This is a genomic window from Arthrobacter sp. FX8 (assembly GCF_026723805.1).
In the GTDB taxonomy this organism is placed as follows: Bacteria; Actinomycetota; Actinomycetes; order Actinomycetales; family Micrococcaceae; genus Arthrobacter.
On the sequence record NZ_CP113505.1, the window covers coordinates 3138572 to 3152010 of the forward strand.

A 13439-nucleotide genomic window follows, 5' to 3' on the forward strand; every position below is an offset into this window, starting at 1 on the left:
GCCAAAAGAACATCTCCTTTGATGCGGCGGCAGCTGAGTCTGCCGCACGTCAGTTTGGAACGTTTCATTCACGCCAAGGATCTCACTCCCGAGTGATGTGGAGGAGGGATGGAAGCTGCGGGGAAACGCTTTCTGCCCTTTAGGTTTATCAGCGCATGACAAATATGGTCAATAGTGTGACGGAAGTAATTGGGAGATTTTGTTCCATTGCGTTTGTTTCCCACCTCGTTGGATTCACTGCTTCCCCGTCGCCGCCTGCAGCAGCGGCAGGGTGCGGGTGGGCATGACTTCCACCAGGGACATGGCCGTGCTGGTGCGGACGACGCCGTCAATCGCCAGCATCGCGTTGGTGATCCTGTGCAGGTCGGCGGGGTCCCTTGCGGCCACCTTGGCGAGCAGGTCCGCGTCCCCGGTGGTGGCATGCATCTCGATGATTTCCGGAATGGTCTGCAGCGCTGCCACGGCAATGTCGCTGGCGGACTGGCTGATGGAGATCGAGATGAAGGCAATCAGCGGCAGGCCCAGCGCTTCCGTTCGCACCCGCTGGCTGAAGGGCGCCAGGCTGCCGTCGTTGACCAGCCGGCGGAGCCGGGCGTGCACCGTATTGCGGGCAACGCCCAGCGTCCTGGAGAGGGACAGGACCGTGGCCTGCGGATCCCGGTCAAGTGTGAGGAGGATCTCAGCGTCAAGGGCATCAATGCGGTGCATACTGAGCATTTTGCCACCCCTGCAGTCCCTGCGCACCGGATCTGTCCTCCTGCACACAGTTGTGTTGCGCAAACGTCCTGCGCTCCGGGAGCATGCTCTCCATGACCAGCACCCTTCCCGAAACCCAGGCACCCGAGGTCCGTACCGCCGTCGCCCAACTTCCCGCCTACGTGGCCGGCAAGAGCGCGCAGTCTGACCTGACCGCCGCCCTCGCCTCGAATGAAAGCCACTTTGCTCCCCTGCCGTCCGTCATTGAGGCAATGTCGGCCGAGGCGGGCAGGATCCACCGTTACCCAAGCATGGGTGCGGTGGAGGCGCGGGACGCCATTGCCCGGCAGTTCGGCGTCAGCGCCGGGGAAGTCGCCGCCGGACCGGGGAGCTCCGGCGTCCTGCAGCAGATCATTTCCGCAGTCTGCGGCCACGGCGACGAGGTGGTGTACGCGTGGCGCTCCTTCGAGGCCTACCCCATCCTGGTGGCAGTGGCGGGCGCCGTTTCGGTCCCCGTGCCGCTGCTGGCCACCGAGCAGCACGATCTCCACTCCATGGCCGCGGCGATCACGGACCGCACTCGCCTGGTCATCCTGTGCTCGCCCAACAACCCCACGGGTGTGTCCATCAGCCCCGCGGACCTTGAGGAGTTCCTCCGCTCTGTTCCGCCGCGGGTGCTGGTGGTACTGGACGAGGCCTACGTCGAATTCCAGCGCGGACCAGGCGTCGACTCGCTCGATTTCTACCGCCGCCACGCCAACCTGTGCATTCTGCGCACCTTCTCCAAGGCATACGGGCTGGCGGGCCTGCGGATCGGGTACGCCATTGCCCGGCCGGAAATTGCTGAGGGCCTCCGCCGGACGGCCGTCCCCTTCGGCGTGAACAGGATGGCGCAGGCGGCCGCGGTTGCTTCACTGGCCGCCGGGGACGAAATTCTTGAGCGGACCGAGGCGGTGGCCCGGGAACGCACCCGGGTCATCGGCGCGCTACGGGACTATGGCTGGGATGTGCCGGACAGCCAGGCCAACTTCTACTGGCTGCGTGCCGACGATGATTTGCGTGTGCAGCTCGTGGACGCGTTGGCCGACGCCGACATCCTGGTGCGCGGCTACGCCGTGGACGGGGTCCGCATCACGCTGGCGGACCGGGCCACCAACGACAGGGTCCTTGCTGTCCTGGCCAACCGCGGGCGGTTCCTGCGTGAGGCGGCCGCGGCCCAGTGAGCACCACAACAGAAACACCGGCTGCCGCAACCCCTGCCCCAGCCCGGCACATGGAAGGGCCGACGGCGGCACCTTCAGCGCCGCCGTCGGCCGTCCGTCATTCCGTGGTTGAGGACGTCCTGGGCATCCTGACCGGCACCTTCGCGGCGTCGCTGGGGCTGTTCCTGCTCAAGTCGAGCGGGGCCGTGACGGGCGGCACCGCCGGCCTCGCACTGCTGCTCAGCTATTCGGTCGCACTGCCGTTTGGCGTCATCTTCTTCGCAGTGAACCTGCCGTTCTTCGCCCTGGCAGTGTGGAAGAAGGGCTGGAACTTCGCCCTCCGCACCGGCGCCGCGATCTCCCTGGTGTCCGTAATGGCCAGCCTGCACCCGGCGGCCCTGGGGTCCCTGCACATTGACCCCGTGTATGGCGTGCTGGGCGGAAACCTGCTCGCCGGCGTCGGCCTCCTGATCCTGTTCCGGCACCAGTCCAGCCTGGGCGGCTTCAACATCCTGGCCCTGCTGCTGCAGGAAAAGCTGAAATGGCGCGCAGGGTACGTGCAGATGGTGCTGGACGTGACCATCGTCCTGGCGGCCCTGGCACTCGTTCCGCCCCTGATGGTGCTGCTGTCCGCGGCCGGCGCCACCCTCCTGAACCTGGTCCTCGCCCTGAACCACCGGCCGGGCCGGTACCTGGGAAAGTAGGCGGCTAACCGCCTATTTATTCCCTGCAGGCCGCTGAAATATCTGCGCGGGGACCTGCGTTGCCGCCCATATGACAACAATCGGAATCATCGGTGCAGGACATATTGGCAGCCAGGTTGCACGGAAGGCCGTGGAGCTGGGCTACGACGTAGTCATCAGCAACTCCCGTGGGCCCGAAACCCTCCAGGAGCTGGTTTCGGAACTTGGCCCCAGGGCGCGGGCCGCCACGCCGGCTGAAGCAGCAGCGGCCGGCGACTTCGCCGTGGTCACGGTGCCGCTGAAGAACTACAAGGACATCCCGGTGGAGCCGCTGGCCGGCAAGATTGTGATCGATACCAACAACTACTACTGGGAGCGGGACGGCAGGATCCCCGCCCTGGACAACGGCGAAGCCACCACCTCCGGTCTGCTGCAGGAGCACCTCCCGCAGTCAAAGGTGGCCAAGGGCTTCAACCACATCATGGCAAAGGACATCACCACGGACGGAACTCCGGACGGCACGGAAAACCGGCGCGCCCTGGCCACCGCCAGCGACTACCAGGAAGCCGCGGACCTGGTGACCCGGCTGTACGACGAATTCGGTTTCGACACGGTTAACGTGGGGCCGCTGTCCGAGAGCTGGCGCGTGGAGCGGGACCGTCCTGCCTACGTGAAGAGGCAGAACGCCGTTGAGCTGAAGGACAACTTGGAAAAGGCTACTCGGACTCTCTGATTCGTCCCGTCCGACAACTGGCTGGCAGTGCCTACTGCCAGCCAGTTCTGTGTTTAACGGTTCCAGGCCGGTACCAGCACCACTTCGAACGGGCTGGGCGGCTGGTTGAACTGGGCGTTCACCGCGGCGAGCGTATTCCCGAACAAGGCGACCGTTGTAGGCACATTGAAGTCGCTGCTCTTGATCGTGTCCCGTACCTCGCCGGAAGCCAGGTCGCCGGAGAGGTCGATGCGCGCTATCTGGTTCAGCTGGTTCTGGACGGCCCAAAGGTTGTCGCCGCGCACCAGGATGCCGTCAACATAAGGAACCTTGACGCCCTTGATCGCAGCGCTCTCCCCGGTCCTGGGGTCCACCGTGTAGAGGGCTCCGTTGAGGGAGTGGGCCACGATGAGCATTTTGCCGTCCCGCACGGCCGCAATGCCGTTGAGGTTGAACCCCTGTTTGACGTCCGCCGCCGGGCCACTGAGCTTGAGGGTCTTCACTTTGCCCAGTTCCCCGTCCCCGCCGACCGGCAGGAAGTAGAGCTCCGCGGCGGCTGAGTTGGTGAACCAGGCCCCGTCACTGGTGAGGGTGACGTCGTTGATGAATCCCTGGGCCAGGCGGATATCGGCAACCGGCTTGCCCGTGTCGGTGTTGTAGACGAATGCCTTGCCGGTGTTGGCGCCCGCCACAAACAGCAGGTGGTGGCAGGTATCGGCCTTCATCCCGGCGGCGGCGCGGCCTGCCGGTGCATCGATGAAGCGGGTTGCCGTGCCCTTGCGGATGTCGCCGCGGAAAATATCGCCCGTGGTGAGTTCCCCTGCATAGAAAGTCCTGCCCTCCCCTGCCGCGATGCCTTCGGCGGAGGTGGCGCCGTCGAGCACTATCTCCCCGGACGGTGGGGCAGCCGACGCCGGAAGGGCAGTGGGAAGAAGCAATGAAAAAGAGGCCACGAGCCCTGCGGCGGCACCGTGGCGTACTGGATGGCGCATGCTGGTTCCTTAGTCTGGGTCGATGCGCGCGGGGCCCATCTGCGGAAGCTCCGCACGATTGGTGCTGCCAGTTTAAGCGCATGTATTGGGCTTGCGAAGGCATCGGCCTACCCAATCTGCTTACAATCGAAACCTCTGACCACTACTGAGGGACCCATGAAGAAATTCGCCACAGCCCTGTTTGCCGCCGGCCTCGTTGCCTCCGCCACGGCCTGCTCCGCCACGCACCAACTGTCCACCGCTGAAACCTGCGAGCGGATCCAGGCCGTTGTGTCGAACCCCGCCAACAACGCCGGCAAGACGGGGATGAACAACCTCGCCAACCAGATCCGACCCATCCACGCCGTTGCTTCGGACGATCTCAAGCCCGCCCTGGCCTCGATCCTGGCGTACACGGACGAGCAGGCCAAGGAAAACCCGGACAAGGACAAGCTGGCCGATCTGCAGTCGGGCTACCAGGAAGCCGGCAGCACCTACAGCAAGTTCTGCGGCCAGGCCGGCGGCTAGACAATCGTCTGAAGGGACCGGCCGCCTGCGGGACAGGCGGCCGGTCCTTTCTCTGTCTCCGGCCTATCTCTGTCTCCGGCCTAGAGCGTGGCCGGATCCGTGTTGGCGCCGCAAAGGATGACGGCAACGCGTTCGTCCTTTCCGGGCACGTAGGCGCCGGAGGCGAGCGCGGCGTAGGCAGCTGCGGCACCGTGCTCCACCACGATCCGGTAGTCGTTCCACAGCGCGGAGCGGGCGGCGATGATCTGTTCATCGGAGACCAGGACGCTCCCGACGCCGCAGCGGACCGCGACGGAGAAGCCGATGTCACCAACGCTACGGGCACCCAGGGAGTCCGCGGCGACGCCCGATACCGGGACGTCCACCGGTTCCCCTGCCGCCAGGGCGGCGTGGAGGGTGGGCGCAGTTTCCGGTTCCACAGCCACCACTTTGGCAAAGCCTTCGACGGCGGCGGCTACTCCCGCCATCAGGCCGCCACCGCCCACGGCCACCAGGACGGTGTCCACGTCCGGCACCTGTTCCAGCGATTCGGAGCCCACCGTCCCGGCGCCGGCGGCAATTTCCGGCTGGTCGTAGGCATGGCAGTAGATGGCGCCGGTCTTCTCTGCGTGCGCAATGGCGGCCTGGTAGGCGGCCGCGTACTCTGAACCGCCCTGGACCACGGTGGCACCGATGGCCCTGAGCTTGCCGACTTTGACGGCCGGTGCCGCTTCAGGAACGAAGACCGTTGCAGGCACCCCGAGCTGGGCCGCCGCATAGGCGTTGGCCAGGCCCGCGTTCCCGCCGGATGCAACAACCACCCCCACGTCCGCCTGCAGTTCACCCCGTTCCTTGCTGGCCAGGATCCGGTTCAGCGCGCCCCGGGCCTTGAACGTGCCCGTGTGCTGCATGAATTCGCATTTGAACCAAACCGGGCCGGCGGCGGTGCCCGCATCCGCCTGCAGGACGGGCGTCCTGCGGACAAGGCCCGCTGTCCGCTGCGCGGCCTGGTCGATGTCAGCGCGGGTGATCATTGTCAGACTTCGTCATCCCAGGTGCCCGGCTCCGCCAGCGCCTCTTCGGGCTTCTGTTCCGGGTCAGCCTCTTCGCCGCCCACATACGATGCCGGGACCGTTCCGGCAGCATGGCCCTGCTGTTCCTCGCGGATGTTGGATGCTCCCGGCTGTTCCAGGTGCTGGCCGGACTGCGGGGCCTTGGTGACGTCGTCCTTGGTTTCGTCCTTGGCCCCGTCCGGGTCGCCCGGCCCGCGGAGGTCTGCGGTGTTCTGGGGATCGTCGCTGGAAACGGTCATGGTCCTGCCTTTCACCTGGGAACTGCTGTACCGGCCGGGGAACCCCGACCGGCTTCCAGCCTACGGTCTGAAGGTAGTCGCCGGCCCGTTCCCGCGCGATTTCCAGCAGTGTTGAGTGGAAGGCAACCTCCGCCGTCGTATCCTGCTGTGGGTGGTGGCCGGCCTGGCCATCCTGGGCGTGATTGCCCTCGTTGCCGGCGGCATGTTCAACCAGGCGGCCGCCACGGACCCGGAGCCGACCATGACCGCTGTCCAGATCATCCCGCTGGTGATCCTCGTGGTGATGTTCGTCGTGGCCACCAAATGGCCGCTGAACATCGGGGTGATGGGACTCGTCGCGTCATTCGGCGTCGGCTATTTCATGCTCGGGATGTCTGACAAGCAGATCCTCGAGGAGTTCCCGGCCACCATCGTCCTCACCATCATCGGCGTCACCTACTTCTTCAGCATGGCCCAGCGCAACGGCACCATCGAGATCATCGTCAAGGGATGTGTGCGGATTGTCCGCGGCAAGACGATGCTGCTGCCGTGGGTGTTCTTCCTGGTCGCCGCCGCGCTGACCTCGCTCGGAACGTTCTCCCCGGCCGCCATCGCGCTGCTGGCACCGGCCGCCATCGGGTTCGCTTACGAATCGCGCATCCACCCCGTGGTCATGGGCGCCTTCATCATCAACGGCGCACACGCCGGCGGATTCTCCCCGCTGTCCGTGGCCGGCGTGCTGGTCCACAACATCGCACTGAAGAACGACTTCCCGATTTCCCAGGGCGGCCTGTTCATTGCCAGCTTCGCCCTGAACCTCATCCTCTCGGTGCTGACCATCGTCCTGTTCGCCCTGATCGGCAAACTGCGCGACGGTGCCAGCGGGCTGCACGTGGACATAGACACTTCCTCCGCCGGACGCCCGCACGGCCAGCAGATCCTGACGCTGGCGCTGATCGCGGCAATGCTGGTGTGCACCCTCGGCTTCCACATGCCCATCGGCTTCGTGGCCCTCTCCGCCGGCCTCCTGCTCGCGTTCGTCAACATCAAGGAACACAAGACCTTCATCGGCGGCATCTCCTGGTCCACCGTCCTGCTGGTGGCAGGCATGATCACGTACGTATCCCTGCTGGAGCACGTGGGCGTCATCGACACGCTTGCCGAGCACGCCCTGGCCCTGGGGGCTCCGCTGCTGATCGCCCTGGTCCTCTGCTACGTGATCGGTGTCGGCTCGGCCTTCGCGTCCTCCACCGCCCTGCTGACCGCTTTCATCCCGCTGGCCGGCCCACTCCTGGCCACCAGCTCGCTCAGCGCCTCCGGAACCGTGGCCGCGCTGGCCATCGCAGCCACCGTCGTCGACGTATCCCCCTTCTCCACGGACGGAGCACTCGTAGTGGCCAACGCCCGCGACGACGACCGGCAGCGCGTCTACAAGCAGCTGATGTTCTACGCAGGCGGCGTGGTGCTGGTGGCACCGGCACTGGCGTGGGCCCTGCTGGTACCCACCGGCATCATGTAGGTCCTTTTCCACCATCAGGCGGCCCGTCAGCATCTAGCGGCCCGCTTTGCTGTTCACTTCCTTGACCTGCCGCCCCGGACTCTGTCCCCCAGCTGTGAATTGCAGCTCACCCGGGACGTTGCGCCCTCCCCCGGCGTTGAACAAGGCGGCGGGAGGAGGCCGGATGATCATTGTGCTGACGGGTATCGACGGATCAGGGAAGTCGACGGCGGCCCGCGCCTTGGCGTCGTCGGTGCGGGCGGAGGGCGGCCGTGCGCTGCTCTTGAGCAACCACGCGGGCCGGCGGGTCATGTCCCTGCTGTCCGCCAGGCTGGGAGTGCGCCTGCCCGCCAAACTGGCCGACGCCGTCGAAACCGCCCTCCGGGTGGGCAACGTACTGGTATCGCACCTGCGCGCCAGCCGGTTCGACGGCCTGGTAATCATGGACCGGCACCTCCACTGCCAGCTGGCACTGCGGACCGCCAACGGATTGCCACGCGGCCGGTTCCTTCCGTGGCTGCTGGCCCGCCTGCCGGAACCGGACGCCATCTTCCATCTGGACATCGACCCCGTCGAGGCGCACCACCGCATCATTGTCCGGGGCACTGACTCAGAGAGCCTTGATGACCTCGCCGCATTCCAGTCGGGATACCGGGACCTGCCGGAGTACGCGCGCTTCGTGAAACTGGACGCCTCCGTCCCCGCACAGCAGTTGATAGCCGCGTTACGCTCACGACTGGACGGGGTCGCAGTCACAAACACTATTTAACATTCCACATAGCGGAATTTGGTTTTCCTCTTGCGGAATTAGTGTGACGAGGATTACGTTGGAAACGGCCCCGAAAACGGGCTGTTCCCGATTGATAGGCAAAGGTCAATGAAGATCCCAAACCCTGAGGCACTGAAGGCGAGTTCGGTGCCCGCGAAGAGGAAGCCGCTGTACAAGTCGCTCTTCTTCCAGATTCTGATCGCCGTCGTGGCAGGTGTCCTCATCGGGCATTTCTGGCCGGACCTTGGATCACAACTGAGGCCGCTCGGAGATGGCTTCATCAAACTCATCAAAATGATCATCGCGCCGCTGATCTTCCTGGTGATCGTTACCGGAATTTCAGCCGTAGGCGACGTCAAGGCGGTCGGAAGGGTTGGGGTAAAGGCCCTGCTCTACTTCACGGGAGCAACCCTGTTCGCCCTGGTCTTCGGACTCATTGTGGGAAACATCGTCCAGCCCGGAGCCGGCCTGAACATCGACCCGTCGACGCTCTCCCAGGCAGACCTGGACGCAAAGACCGGGTCCGCGGCACCCAAGGATGCAGCGTCCTTCATTCTGGACATCATCCCGGCCAGCGTCATCGGCGCATTTGCCAGCAACAGCCTCCTGCAAGTGCTCTTCTTCTCAGTGTTTTTTGGTGCTGCCATCGTAGTGATCGGGCGCGAAAAGTGCCTGCCGGTCATCAACGTCATGGAAACCATCCTGGAACTGATCTTCAAGATCATGGCATGGATCATGAAGGTCGCCCCGCTGGGCGCCTTCGGCGCCATGGCATTCATCATCGGCCAGTACGGGCTGGATACCCTGAGCACCTACGCGGTCCTGATCGCAGCCTGCTACGGCGCCGCTTTGGTCTTCATCGGCCTGCTGTTCGTCGTGGCCTGGGGGTTTGCCCGGGTGCCGCTCTGGCAGTTCCTGAAGTACACGCGGGAGGAGTTCCTCCTGGCCCTGGGCACCGCATCAACCGAAGCGGTGATGCCCAGGATCATGACCAAACTGACCAACGCGGGCTGCTCCCGTGCCACCACCGGCCTTGTGGTGCCCACCGGTTACTCCTTCAACCTCGATGGCGCCGCGATCTACCTTTCGATCTCCCTGCTGTTCCTGGCCCAGGCCTTCGGCCACCACCTTGACCTTGGCCAACAGCTGGCCGCCCTTGGCGTACTGCTGCTGACATCCAAGGGCATGGCGGGAGTTCCCGGCTCCTCGTTCCTCGCACTTTCCGCCACTGCTGCAGCACTGGGTATCTTCCCGGTGGCCGGCGTGGCACTGCTCCTTGGCGCAGACCGGCTCATGGACTCAATGCGCGTCGTAGTCAACCTGCTGGGCAACTGTGTTGCCACCTTCGTTGTCTCGAAGTGGGAAGGCCAGTTTGACCGCAGCGTCATGCTGCGCGCCTTCAAGGGTGAGATCACCAACCACGACTCTGCGATCCTGCTGGGCAAGGAAGAGGATTTTGAGGGGCAGGAGCTGCAGCGGCTTACAGCGGGACAGGACCCATCACCGAAGTTCCGGGGCGCACCAACACGGGAGGTCGTCTCCGAGTTGCCGGAAAACACAAGCGCCAGCGTCGGCTTGAGCGGCAAAGCCAAGTAGGGCGCCGGGCAACGAGAGAACGGGGCGGGCCAGGACAATAATTGTCCTGGCCCGCCCCGTTTCAATATTGCGGAGTTGGTGCCGCTACCGCGACGCCGTTGGGGAGGCCGACGACGAGGAACCGCTGCCCGAGGTCATCGTCGCCGACGAGGTGGACGAGGCAGTGGACGACGCCGAGCTGCCCGGCGATGACGCGCCGGAAGAACCGGACGAGCTGGTGGAGGTGGGGCTGGACGTTGCGCCGCCTTCGGCCTTCTTCAACACGTCGTTAATGAGCTCCTCAAGCTCCTTCTGGTCCTTGTCGCCCAGATCGGTGCCGCCCTTGGTGGCAACCACCAACAGGCGCCCTTGGGCAGCGGAAACCTGCATCAGCTTCTGCTGGTTGTCGCCGCTGCGGGTGCTGACGGTTGCGAAGGTCTCATCAGCGTCAGTGTCCGCCTTCAGCTCCTGGCTGGAAACGTCGTACTTCTGGCCAAGGGCGGAGACCGAGAACTTGGCGCACTGGTTCATCTTGCCGCTGATGTCACTCAGTGTCTTGACGGCGTCGGGGCCCTGGCTGCCGGACTGTGCTGACAGCGTGCGCGGCTGGTTGCCCTCGGAAAGCGCCACGGCTACGTCGCCGCTTTCCACCTTGTCCAGCAAGCCGGCGGTGGCAATGTCCTTGCAGTCCTTGGGGTCGATGGTTGCCGTGCTCATGAGCAGGTTGGCAATGTTTCCGCCCTGGTCAACCTGCTCCTTGGAGTACAGCTTGAGTTCGTTGCCGTCAGCGTCCTTCATGCCCGAAATGAGGTCGCGGAGTTCGTCCTCCGAGTACACCTTGGCGTTGGCGGTTTGGCTGGCAGAGGCGGATGCCGACGTCGTTGCCGTGCCTGACGGGCTGGCAGTTCCGCCGCCTCCTCCCGAACAGCCGGCCAAGGCCAGCATCGCCGCAGTTACCACTCCAAGCGCAGAAACTTTTCGCATCAGGGTTAACCTCCGAAATAGACAGCATGCTTAGTAGTTTCAAGCGTAAAGGGTGAAAGGCGGGACGCAAATAACGGAACGGTCTCAAAACCGGCGGGATTGGCGAGCGCCGGGAGGACGCCAAGTATCAGGCCGGGGTGGCCCGGCTCCTCGGGCTGCGGGTGCCGCCATGCTCCGCTGGCCTTCGCCTGGTGGCCGAGGCTTCGCGAGATGGCCCGCGCGGCGGCCCTGACCAGCGGCACCAGATCATGCGCCGGCGTCTGGGCATCCGGGACCACAATGGACAATGCAGCCACTACATCGCCGGCAGCCCCATGAATGGGTGCGGCGACGGAGACAGTGCGGGAGGGATGGTCCCGCCGAACCACTGCGACGCCGGATTGCCTTACGTTTGCCAGGACACCGCGAAGCCGGGCCGCCGGGAGACTCCCGGCATCCGAAACACTGCCCGGCACCCCTGGGGGCGCCGGCTGCGAAAGCAGTTCCTGCAGCAGCTCCGGAGCGGCGTGGGCCAGCAGTACCTGCCCGACGGCGGTGGTCCCCAGCGGCATGCGTCCGCCAACCCGGTAGGCCACCTCCGTCGCGGTCCGGGAAGAGAGCCGATCGATCAGGACCGCGTCCGTGCCTTCGCGGACGGCAAGCAGCACGTGATGCCGGGTGACCTCGTACAGGTCCTCAAGGTAAGGCAGGGCGATTTGCCGCACCCCGTGGCCCCGCGGCGAGAGCGAGGCAATTTCCCAGAGGCGCACACCCACCACGTAGCGGCCGTCCTCGAGGCGTTCCAGCGCGCCCCACTCCGTCAGGTGCCGCACCAGCCGCAGGGCCGTGGCCGGGGCAAGTCCGGCCTGGCGGGACAGTTCGGACAGATTCAGGGCACGGCGCTGTTCCGTAAACTGGGCAAGAAGGCTCAGAGCCCGCACCAGTACGGGCGTGCCCGGAAGACCGGTGGCGGCCTCTGTGGGCGCGGCGGCTGCCGCCCTGCCCGCTCCCGCCATCTCCGCCTCCATCCGTTGCGTCCTTCAAGCCTGGGCGGTGTGTGCCCCGCCACAAAGAGGCTTTTCACCCAGTGAAAAGACCGTTCGCAGGGCTGCTGCAGCAGGCCAAGCTGATGGACGTCCCGCAGGCATACAGCCAGCGTCCCTTGACCCGATTGGAATCAATGATGAACTCCAATGCCCCCAGCAAATCCCTGGCCGGTATCTTCGTACTGTGCTGGCTTGGCCTGCTCGCCGACGGCTACGACCTCTACGTCTACGGCGCCACCCTCCCCGCCCTGATCGGGCGGCCGCCCTTCAATGTCACGCCCGCCGCGGCAGGCGCGGTGGGCTCGTTGGCGCTGGTGGGGATGCTGCTCGGTTCACTCATCGTGGGTACGCTCACGGACCGGCTTGGCCGCCGCCGGATCTTTGTGTCCGCCCTGGCGTTGTTCTCGCTGGCCATGCTCGCCTGCGCCATGGCACCCAGCTGGGAGCTCTTCGCAGCGTTCCGCTTCATCGCCTGCTTCGGCGTGGGCGGCCTGCTGCCGACGGCGGTAGCCCTCACCAATGAATTCGCGCCGCCGGGGAAAAAGTCACTGGTCCTCGGTGCGGTGCTGACCGGGCCGGCAACGGGTACTGTTGCCGCTTCGCTGACGTCCCTCGCTGTCCTGGAGTCCAGTGGTTTCCGCCCGGTGTACGCGATCGGTGCCGCAGGGCTGCTGATCGTTCCCTTCGCCTGGTTCCTGCTGCCGGAGTCACCGTCGTTCCTGCGGACCCGGTCCCGCACCGCAGAGGCCGACAGCATCGAGGCCGCCTACGGGCTGCCCCGCACCACGGATGTCCCGGCCACAGCCGTGCGGGTCTCTCCCACGCGCGCCCTCTTCGCCAACGGCACCGGCAAGACCACAGTCCTGCTGTGGGGCATCACTCTCCTGAGCCTGCTGACCATCTTTGGCGTCAGCACGTGGCTGCCGCAGATCATGCGCACTGCCGGGTTCGGCGTCGGATCCTCCGTGGCATTCCTGCTGGCCTACTCGGTGGGTGCCGTGGTCGGCACCGTCCTGGCATCTGTGGCCAGCCAGAAGTTCGGGCCCGGGCCGCTGGTGGTGGTGGGGTTCGCCAGTGCAGCGGCAGCCCTGCTCCTGATGTCCGCCAACCCGCCGGCCGCGCTCATGACGGTGCTCGCCGCCGTCGCAGGTTTCGGCGGCCTGGGCACGCAGAACATGATCAACGACTACATCGCCCAGTTCTACCCTGCCGCCACCCGCGCCACCGGCCTTGGCTGGGCACTTGCTGTGGGACGCATCGGAGCCATCGCAGGCCCAACCTACGGCGCACTGCTGGTGGGCTTCGGCGGCGGCGTCCCCGTAGCCGCCATTGCCTTCGCGGCGCCCGCCCTGCTGGGTGCGGTGCTCATGCTCGCCCTGCGCACCAGGGCAGTGCGGCAGCCTGCCGCGCCCCGCGATGCGGAACTGGTGCGCTAACGCCCGGCCCGGCAACAAAGGTGGCCGGGCGGCCCCCGCGGCCCGCGCCTGTGGAATAATCCAAGCAGGTGGTCCGGACCGGACTTATCC

The 13439-nt window shown here is 65.6% G+C and carries 14 protein-coding genes; 8 read left to right on the forward strand and 6 right to left on the reverse strand.

Features of this window, described 5'->3' with window-relative positions; all coding sequences use genetic code 11:
• Positions 1 to 234: 234 nt before the first annotated feature.
• Positions 235 to 708 (reverse strand): Lrp/AsnC family transcriptional regulator, encoded by a 474-nt coding sequence (locus OUO20_RS14695; RefSeq protein WP_018770706.1) that lies wholly within the window; start codon positions 706 to 708, stop codon positions 235 to 237.
• Positions 709 to 800: 92 nt separating this feature from the next.
• On the opposite strand from OUO20_RS14695, the gene hisC reads away from it, so the two are divergent.
• The 3 genes from hisC (at position 801) to OUO20_RS14710 (ending at position 3314) form a co-directional block, all read left to right on the forward strand.
• Positions 801 to 1919: a histidinol-phosphate transaminase gene (hisC, locus tag OUO20_RS14700; protein ID WP_268002035.1), complete on the forward strand. Its 1119-nt coding sequence runs from the start codon at positions 801 to 803 to the stop codon at positions 1917 to 1919.
• Between the two features lie 50 nt (positions 1920 to 1969).
• A complete protein-coding gene (locus OUO20_RS14705; protein WP_268003445.1) occupies positions 1970 to 2602 on the forward strand; it encodes a YitT family protein in 633 nt (210 codons plus the stop codon).
• A 70-nt stretch (positions 2603 to 2672) separates the two neighbouring features.
• A complete protein-coding gene (locus OUO20_RS14710; protein ID WP_056391642.1) occupies positions 2673 to 3314 on the forward strand; it encodes an NADPH-dependent F420 reductase in 642 nt (213 codons plus the stop codon).
• A gap of 53 nt (positions 3315 to 3367) precedes the next feature.
• Here OUO20_RS14710 and OUO20_RS14715 read toward each other — a convergent pair whose 3' ends face one another.
• The gene (locus tag OUO20_RS14715; protein ID WP_018770710.1) at positions 3368 to 4285 is read right to left on the reverse strand and encodes an SMP-30/gluconolactonase/LRE family protein; all 918 of its coding nucleotides are present in this window, start codon (positions 4283 to 4285) and stop codon (positions 3368 to 3370) included.
• 156 nt (positions 4286 to 4441) lie between these two features.
• On the opposite strand from OUO20_RS14715, the gene OUO20_RS14720 reads away from it, so the two are divergent.
• On the forward strand, positions 4442 to 4792 hold the full coding sequence (locus OUO20_RS14720; RefSeq protein WP_018770711.1) for a hypothetical protein: 351 nt from the start codon (positions 4442 to 4444) through the stop codon (positions 4790 to 4792).
• A gap of 80 nt (positions 4793 to 4872) precedes the next feature.
• On the opposite strand, the gene OUO20_RS14725 is transcribed toward OUO20_RS14720, so the two are convergent.
• Both OUO20_RS14725 and OUO20_RS14730 read right to left on the reverse strand, forming a co-directional pair.
• Complete coding sequence (locus tag OUO20_RS14725) at positions 4873 to 5805, reverse strand: threonine/serine dehydratase (RefSeq protein WP_268002036.1); 933 nt, start codon at positions 5803 to 5805, stop codon at positions 4873 to 4875.
• Positions 5806 to 5807: 2 nt separating this feature from the next.
• The gene (locus tag OUO20_RS14730) at positions 5808 to 6083 is read right to left on the reverse strand and encodes a hypothetical protein (RefSeq protein WP_018760893.1); all 276 of its coding nucleotides are present in this window, start codon (positions 6081 to 6083) and stop codon (positions 5808 to 5810) included.
• Positions 6084 to 6198: 115 nt separating this feature from the next.
• Between OUO20_RS14730 and OUO20_RS14735 the strand changes: the two genes are divergently transcribed.
• The 3 genes from OUO20_RS14735 (at position 6199) to OUO20_RS14745 (ending at position 9925) form a co-directional block, all read left to right on the forward strand.
• Positions 6199 to 7581 (forward strand): SLC13 family permease, encoded by a 1383-nt coding sequence (locus OUO20_RS14735; protein WP_268002037.1) that lies wholly within the window; start codon positions 6199 to 6201, stop codon positions 7579 to 7581.
• A 163-nt stretch (positions 7582 to 7744) separates the two neighbouring features.
• Entirely contained in the window at positions 7745 to 8329 is a 585-nt protein-coding gene (locus OUO20_RS14740) for a dTMP kinase (protein ID WP_268002038.1), read from the forward strand.
• Positions 8330 to 8437: 108 nt separating this feature from the next.
• On the forward strand, positions 8438 to 9925 hold the full coding sequence (locus OUO20_RS14745) for a C4-dicarboxylate transporter DctA (protein ID WP_018770716.1): 1488 nt from the start codon (positions 8438 to 8440) through the stop codon (positions 9923 to 9925).
• An 84-nt stretch (positions 9926 to 10009) separates the two neighbouring features.
• Here OUO20_RS14745 and OUO20_RS14750 read toward each other — a convergent pair whose 3' ends face one another.
• Both OUO20_RS14750 and OUO20_RS14755 read right to left on the reverse strand, forming a co-directional pair.
• Entirely contained in the window at positions 10010 to 10888 is an 879-nt protein-coding gene (locus tag OUO20_RS14750) for a hypothetical protein (RefSeq protein WP_268002039.1), read from the reverse strand.
• A gap of 5 nt (positions 10889 to 10893) precedes the next feature.
• Positions 10894 to 11895: an IclR family transcriptional regulator gene (locus tag OUO20_RS14755; RefSeq protein WP_268002040.1), complete on the reverse strand. Its 1002-nt coding sequence runs from the start codon at positions 11893 to 11895 to the stop codon at positions 10894 to 10896.
• Positions 11896 to 11954: 59 nt separating this feature from the next.
• On the opposite strand from OUO20_RS14755, the gene OUO20_RS14760 reads away from it, so the two are divergent.
• Positions 11955 to 13349, forward strand: coding sequence for an MFS transporter (locus tag OUO20_RS14760; RefSeq protein WP_268002041.1), 1395 nt, complete (start codon positions 11955 to 11957; stop codon positions 13347 to 13349).
• Positions 13350 to 13439 lie beyond the last annotated feature (90 nt).

Excerpts from the sequence above, each read along its gene's own strand:
- OUO20_RS14695 (WP_018770706.1), bottom strand. The coding sequence starts at position 708 with ATGCACCGCATTGATGCCCTTGACGCTGAGATCCTCCTCACACTTGAC.
- hisC (WP_268002035.1), top strand. The coding sequence starts at position 801 with ATGCTCTCCATGACCAGCACCCTTCCCGAAACCCAGGCACCCGAGGTC.
- OUO20_RS14705 (WP_268003445.1), top strand. The coding sequence starts at position 1,970 with ATGGAAGGGCCGACGGCGGCACCTTCAGCGCCGCCGTCGGCCGTCCGT.
- OUO20_RS14710 (WP_056391642.1), top strand. The coding sequence starts at position 2,673 with ATGACAACAATCGGAATCATCGGTGCAGGACATATTGGCAGCCAGGTT.
- OUO20_RS14715 (WP_018770710.1), bottom strand. The coding sequence starts at position 4,285 with ATGCGCCATCCAGTACGCCACGGTGCCGCCGCAGGGCTCGTGGCCTCT.
- OUO20_RS14720 (WP_018770711.1), top strand. The coding sequence starts at position 4,442 with ATGAAGAAATTCGCCACAGCCCTGTTTGCCGCCGGCCTCGTTGCCTCC.
- OUO20_RS14725 (WP_268002036.1), bottom strand. The coding sequence starts at position 5,805 with ATGATCACCCGCGCTGACATCGACCAGGCCGCGCAGCGGACAGCGGGC.
- OUO20_RS14730 (WP_018760893.1), bottom strand. The coding sequence starts at position 6,083 with ATGACCGTTTCCAGCGACGATCCCCAGAACACCGCAGACCTCCGCGGG.
- OUO20_RS14740 (WP_268002038.1), top strand. The coding sequence starts at position 7,745 with ATGATCATTGTGCTGACGGGTATCGACGGATCAGGGAAGTCGACGGCG.
- OUO20_RS14745 (WP_018770716.1), top strand. The coding sequence starts at position 8,438 with ATGAAGATCCCAAACCCTGAGGCACTGAAGGCGAGTTCGGTGCCCGCG.
- OUO20_RS14750 (WP_268002039.1), bottom strand. The coding sequence starts at position 10,888 with ATGCGAAAAGTTTCTGCGCTTGGAGTGGTAACTGCGGCGATGCTGGCC.
- OUO20_RS14755 (WP_268002040.1), bottom strand. The coding sequence starts at position 11,895 with ATGGAGGCGGAGATGGCGGGAGCGGGCAGGGCGGCAGCCGCCGCGCCC.